The following is a 5,840-nucleotide window of genomic DNA, read 5'->3' on the forward strand; positions in this document are numbered from 1 at the left end:
CGCCGGGTCCCGCCGATACCGCACAGGGTCCCGCCGGTGCCGCGCCGGGTCCCGTCGGCACCGCACAGGGCCGGCCCGGCGCCGCAGCGCGGACACCGTCGCCCGCCCGGATCCCCGGCCTCGGACCCCGGACCCGGGCGTGGATCCCCGCGACCGCCCGCCAGGTGGTCGTCGTCACCGGCCGCGGCAAGGACGCCAACCGTTCGGAGGTCGTGCTGTACCAGCACACGGGCTCCGGATGGGAGGGCGGCCCGGCGTGGCCCGCGCGCAACGCCCTCAAGGGCTGGACCGACGACCACTGGGCGGGGGACCTCCGCTCACCCATCGGCGTGTTCACCCTCACCGACGCCGGGGGGCTGCTGCCCGATCCCGGCACCGAGCTGCCGTACGACCGGTCGGAGGGGTTCGCGGTCGGCGGCACCGGCTTCGAGGGCGAGCCGCTGGAAGGCTCCTTCGACTACGTCATCGCCATCGACTACAACCGCGAGCCGGGCACGTCCCCGCTGGACCCGACCCGTCCGCTCGGCGCCGGCCGGGGCGGCGGCATCTGGCTGCACGTCGACCACCAGGGACCCACCCAGGGCTGCGTCAGCCTCTCGGAGCGCCACATGGAGGAACTCCTGCGCACCCTCGACCCGGACCGGCACCCGGTGATCGTCATGGGCGACGCCGGCTCGCTGAGCCGGTGAGCGGCCCGCCCTGCCGCGCGGCTCAGGGCGCGATGCCGACCCCTTCGACACGGCTCCACGCCCGCTCCCGGGGTGCTGCCCCCGGACCCCCGCTCCTCGGCCGGAAGCCAGCTTCCGGGGGAGTTCGAGGAGCGGGGTCCGGGGCGGAGCCCCGGTTTCGGGACGGGAAGGGGCGGCAGGGGCGAGAAAAGTCAGTCCTCGCCCCGCGACGGGCCGTCCTCGCCCCGCGGCCGGCCGTCCTCGTCCCGCGGGGGCCGGGGCGCCGTTTCCCCCGCCGTCAGATGCTCCAGCACCTCGACCAACTCCTGACAGGCCCGCTCCACGGAGCGCCGGGTATTGCGCTGCTCGGTGATCACCGCCGACAGCAACAGCGCGGTCAGCGCCAACGCCCCGTTGAACGCCTGAAGGTTGGTCAGGACCTCCACCTCGGTCAGCCGTTCGAACGGCCCGACGCGATCGGTCGCCGCGATGGTGGCCATGACGGACGCGAACAGGGCGCACATCATGCTGCCCGCGAGCTGGAACCGCAGGGCCGCCCAGATCAGCAGAGGGTAGATGGTGAACAGCAGACTGGCCGGGCTGTGCGTCGCCAGCGGGACGAGGGCGCCCGCGACCACCGCCAGCCCCACCGCCTCCTTCCACCTCGACCAGTGCACCGGCGCGCGCACCCGGTACAGCGTGAGCAGCACCGGGGCGACGAGCAGTACGCCCATCGCGTCACCCACCCACCACGCCAGCCACACCACCCAGAGACTCCGCAGCGGGAGGTCGCCCGTGGCCACGAGGAGGGCGGCGCCGGTGCTCGCGCTGATCAGCATCGCCGAGAAGGCGCCGAGGAACACCAGGTGGAGACAGTCCCGTAATCGGGTGAGATCGCTGCGGAAGCCCACCCTGCGGAGCAGGAGGTACCCGCACACCGGCGCGGCGGTGCTGCCGACGAGGACGCCCAGCGAGGACAGCCGCAGCGAGGTGAGGTGCATGAGGATCAGCAGGGAGCCGAGTGCGACGCCCACCCAGCAGCGCAGCCCGAAGACCAGCAGACAGGCGACGGCCACTCCCGTCGGCGACCAGATGGGTGAGACCACCGCACCGCCGATGTGGAGCTCGCGCAGCAGCCCCAGCCGTCCCCCCGCGTAGTAGCAGGCGGCGACGACCAGCGTCTCGAGCACGAAGACGGCCGGTGTGCGAAGGTCATGGCGAGCCACCACACAGGCCATCAGACACCGAGGCCGCCGCGTCGGCGAGGCGGGACGCGCGGGCCTGCGGCCCTATGGCCGAACGGCCGGTCCGTCGTGCCCGAGCACCATGACGGCCGCGTCGTCGTCGTGCCCCACCCGCTCCGCCTGCTTGATCACGGCGGCGGCGAGCGCGTCCGTGTCCATGCGCGCGACCGCGGCGATGCCCGCCAGCCGCACCACCTGGTCCAGCCCTTCGTCGAGACGCATGGAGGGGCCCTCCACCACCCCGTCGGTGAGCATCACGAACACCCCGCCCGTGTCCAGCCGGTACCGGGTGACGGGGTAGGCCGTCCCGGACAGGATCCCCAGCGGGGGACCTCCCTCGTCCTCGGTCACGCCGGACCTGCCGTCCGCGGTGGCCCACACGCACGGCAGATGCCCGGCCCGGGCGCTCTCCAGCAGCCGGGTGGCCGGATCGAGCCGCATGAAGGTGCAGGTGGCGAAGAGGTCCGAGCTGAGGGAGAGCAGCAGTTCATTGGTCCGGGCGAGGAGCTCGCCCGGTTCGCTGTCGACGGAGGCGAGCGCCCGGAGCCCGACCCGGACCTGCCCCATGAAGGCGGCCGCCTCGATGTTGTGCCCCTGGACGTCGCCGATCGACAGACCGATCCGGCCGTCGGGCATGGTGAAGGCGTCGTACCAGTCACCGCCGACGTTGAGCCCCTGGTACGCGGGCGCGTACCGCACGGCCAGCCGCACACCGTCGGCGACGGGCAGTCCCCTCGGCAGCATGCCGCGCTGCAGGGCGATGGCCAGCTCGACCCGGGAGCGCTGCACCTCCGCCTGCGCACGCGCCTGTGCCGTCAGCGTCCCGAGCCTGACCAGAAGCTCGTCGCCGTCGTCCGTGGAGCCGGTGCGGGACATGGATCACTCACTCGGGCGAGGGCACCCGCACGCGCGGTGGGCGCCCTCGGTGGACAAAGCTCTCATTCATATATGAAAGGGATGATAGTCAGAAGCGGTTCGGCCGGGCCAGTCCGTGTCTAGGCTGTGCCCATGGAGCAGCGGGAGATCATGCAGCGGGGTGTGGGGATCCTGACCGAGGCCCTCGAGATGCGACGGCGGCTCCGCGCGGACCCGGACGCCGACGTGTCGGGGAGCGGAGCCGTCGCCCAGCTCCTGGAGGAGATGCTGCCGCGGATCCAGCTGCCGGCCGACGCGAGCGCGCGCGAGGTGGCGGAGATCGTCACCGAGAAGCTGGGCCCCGCCATCGTGCAGATCACCTCCGCGCTCACCTTCGCCTTCGTCCAGCTCGCCGAGATCCACGACGAGGGCCGCACCGACGTCTCCTCCGCCGACGTCCTGCGTTCCATCTCCCTGCACTACGAGACGGGCGGCAAGGGGTAGTTCCGGGGCGGAGGGGCCGGGAGCCATGGGGTGACGCCGCGGTCCGCGGCTTCTCGCGGGGGGTCCGGAGCGGACGGATGGCGCGCGCGTACTTGACGCCGTACGCGCCAGTAGCGATCCTCACCCCATGCCTTGCGCCGGGCATGACAACTCCACGACGGAGGGACGTGCGTCATGACCACGTACCGCACCCGACGACACCTCGGGGTCGTATCGCTGCTCCTCCTCGTGCTGGCCGCGGCCCTCGTGCCCACGCCCAGTTCCGCCGCCGGCGGCGACTGGTGGGATCCGGTCGCCCGGCCCGCGCCCGACTCCGGGATCGGTGTCACCGGGGAGCCGTTCAAGGGCACGGACGCCGCGGGCGAGGTGCGCGGTTTCGTCGACGCGCACAACCACGTCATGGCCAACGAGGCGTTCGGCGGCCGGCTCATCTGCGGCAAGCCCTTCTCCGGGAAGGGGATCGCCGACGCGCTCAAGGACTGCCCCGAGCACTACCCCGACGGCTCGCTGGCGATCTTCGACTTCATCACCAACGGCGGTGACGGCAGGCACGATCCGGTCGGCTGGCCCACGTTCGAGGACTGGCCCGCGCACGACTCCCTGACCCACCAGCAGAACTACTACGCCTGGATCGAACGCGCCTGGCGCGGCGGACAGCGCGTCATGGTCAACGACCTCGTCACCAACGGCGTGATCTGCTCCGTGTACTTCTTCAAGGACCGCGGTTGCGACGAGATGACCTCCATCCGGCTGCAGGCGAAGCTGACGTACGACATGCAGGCCTACGTCGACGGGATGTACGGCGGGCCGGGCAAGGGCTGGTTCCGGATCGTCACCGACAGCGCGCAGGCCCGTGACGTCATCGCGCAGGGCAAGCTCGCTGTCGTCCTCGGCGTCGAGACCTCCGAACCGTTCGGGTGCAAGCAGGTCCTGGACATCGCGCAGTGCGACAGGGCCGACATCGACGCCGGACTGGACGAGCTGTACGCACTCGGCGTGCGCAGCATGTTCCTGTGCCACAAGTTCGACAACGCGCTGTGCGGCGTGCGCTTCGACGAGGGGGCGCTCGGCACCGCGATCAACGTCGGGCAGTTCCTGTCCACCGGCACCTTCTGGCAGACCGAGAAGTGCACCGGCCCGCAGGCCGACAACCCGATCGGGCTCGCCTCCGCGCCCGGCGCCGAGAAGGAGCTCCCCGCGGGCGTCGAGGTCCCGTCGTACGACGAGGACGCCCGGTGCAACGTGCGCGGGCTCACCGAACTCGGCGAGTACGCCGTGCGCGGCATGATGGAACGCAACATGATGCTCGAGATCGACCACATGAGCGTCAAGGCGACCGGGCGGGTGCTCGACATCTTCGAGGCCGCGTCCTACCCCGGCGTGATCTCGTCACACAGCTGGATGGACCTGGACTGGACCGAGCGGGTCTACGGTCTCGGCGGGTTCGTCGCCCAGTACATGCACGGCTCGGAGGACTTCGTCGCGGAGGCGGACCGCACCGGGGCGCTGCGCGACGAGTACGGCGTCGGCTACGGCTACGGCACGGACATGAACGGCGTCGGCGGCTGGCCGGCCCCGCGCGGTGCGGACGCGCCCGACGCCGTCACCTACCCCTTCCGCAGTGTCGACGGCGGCTCCGTGCTCGACCGGCAGACCACCGGCGAACGCACCTGGGACCTGAACACCGACGGAGCCGCGCACTACGGTCTCGTCCCCGACTGGATCGAGGACATCCGGCGCGTCGGCGGGCAGCACGTGGTGGACGACCTCTTCAAGGGTGCCGAGTCCTACCTCGACACCTGGGGTGCCTCCGAACGGCACCGGGCCGGGGTGAACCTCGCCGCCGGCGCCCCGGCCACGGCCAGTTCGGCGGAGTGGAACCCGTTCACCAGCTACGCGCCCGGCCGGGCCGTGGACGGCGACCGGGGCACCCGCTGGGCCAGTGACTGGAGCGACGGCCAGTGGCTCCGCGTCGACCTCGGCGCCACCCACCAGGTCGGGCGCGTCACCCTGGACTGGGAACGCGCGTACGGCACGTCGTACCGCGTCGACCTCTCCACCGACGGCGTGAACTGGCGCACCGCCTGGTCCACCACCTCCGGCGACGGCGGCCTGGACACGGCCGTGTTCACCCCCGCGCCGGCCCGCCACCTCCGTGTGCAGTTCCTGGACCGGGGGACCGAGTGGGGGTACTCGATCCGCGAGCTGGGCGTCCACGGCCGCTGACGCGAGGCTCAACCGCCCTGTGACAGAGCCCCGTCGACGATCTCGCGCACCGCGTCGAGCGCCGTGGCCCGGTCGGCGGGGACGAGTCCGATGCGGGTACGGCGGTCGAGCACGTCCTCCTCGTCGAGCGCCCCCTCGTGGCGCAGGGACCAGAGCAGCTCGGCGCCGGTGACCGGGTACCCGGGCAGCACCGGCTCGCCCAGCCGGGCGTCCCGCGCGCCGAGCGCGTGCACGGCCGGTGCCTCGGTGCCGTACCGCCACACGAGACGGCGGGGCGCGGGCAGTTCGGCGAGGACGTGCGGCGGCGCGGCGCCCACCAGGGGCAGGGACGCGGTGGGGGACG

At 72.4% G+C, this 5,840-nt stretch carries 6 protein-coding genes; 3 read left to right on the forward strand and 3 right to left on the reverse strand.

Annotated elements, in window-relative coordinates:
• Positions 1 to 689, forward strand: a 689-nt coding sequence (locus B7767_RS20835; RefSeq protein WP_107486227.1) for a L,D-transpeptidase family protein, incomplete at its 5' end; no start/stop codon positions are given.
• Positions 690 to 880: 191 nt separating this feature from the next.
• On the opposite strand, the gene B7767_RS20840 is transcribed toward B7767_RS20835, so the two are convergent.
• Positions 881 to 1,906, reverse strand: coding sequence for an MASE1 domain-containing protein (locus B7767_RS20840; protein WP_085573531.1), 1,026 nt, complete (start codon positions 1,904 to 1,906; stop codon positions 881 to 883).
• 51 nt (positions 1,907 to 1,957) lie between these two features.
• The gene (locus B7767_RS20845; protein WP_085573532.1) at positions 1,958 to 2,788 is read right to left on the reverse strand and encodes a PP2C family protein-serine/threonine phosphatase; all 831 of its coding nucleotides are present in this window, start codon (positions 2,786 to 2,788) and stop codon (positions 1,958 to 1,960) included.
• Between the two features lie 132 nt (positions 2,789 to 2,920).
• Between B7767_RS20845 and B7767_RS20850 the strand changes: the two genes are divergently transcribed.
• Together B7767_RS20850 and B7767_RS20855 are read left to right on the forward strand one after the other, a co-directional pair.
• Positions 2,921 to 3,271: a hypothetical protein gene (locus B7767_RS20850; RefSeq protein ID WP_030866771.1), complete on the forward strand. Its 351-nt coding sequence runs from the start codon at positions 2,921 to 2,923 to the stop codon at positions 3,269 to 3,271.
• Between the two features lie 174 nt (positions 3,272 to 3,445).
• Positions 3,446 to 5,497: a discoidin domain-containing protein gene (locus B7767_RS20855; protein ID WP_085573533.1), complete on the forward strand. Its 2,052-nt coding sequence runs from the start codon at positions 3,446 to 3,448 to the stop codon at positions 5,495 to 5,497.
• Positions 5,498 to 5,505: 8 nt separating this feature from the next.
• Here the strand turns inward: B7767_RS20855 and B7767_RS20860 are convergent.
• A partial coding sequence (locus B7767_RS20860) for a glycerol-3-phosphate dehydrogenase C-terminal domain-containing protein (RefSeq protein ID WP_306297977.1) occupies positions 5,506 to 5,840 on the reverse strand: 335 nt, incomplete at its 5' end.

It is taken from the genome of Streptomyces sp. 13-12-16 (assembly GCF_002114215.1).
GTDB lineage: Bacteria > Actinomycetota > Actinomycetes > Streptomycetales > Streptomycetaceae > Streptomyces.

Excerpts from the sequence above, each read along its gene's own strand:
- B7767_RS20855 (WP_085573533.1), top strand. The coding sequence starts at position 3,446 with ATGACCACGTACCGCACCCGACGACACCTCGGGGTCGTATCGCTGCTC.
- B7767_RS20850 (WP_030866771.1), top strand. The coding sequence starts at position 2,921 with ATGGAGCAGCGGGAGATCATGCAGCGGGGTGTGGGGATCCTGACCGAG.
- B7767_RS20840 (WP_085573531.1), bottom strand. The coding sequence starts at position 1,906 with ATGGCCTGTGTGGTGGCTCGCCATGACCTTCGCACACCGGCCGTCTTC.
- B7767_RS20845 (WP_085573532.1), bottom strand. The coding sequence starts at position 2,788 with ATGTCCCGCACCGGCTCCACGGACGACGGCGACGAGCTTCTGGTCAGG.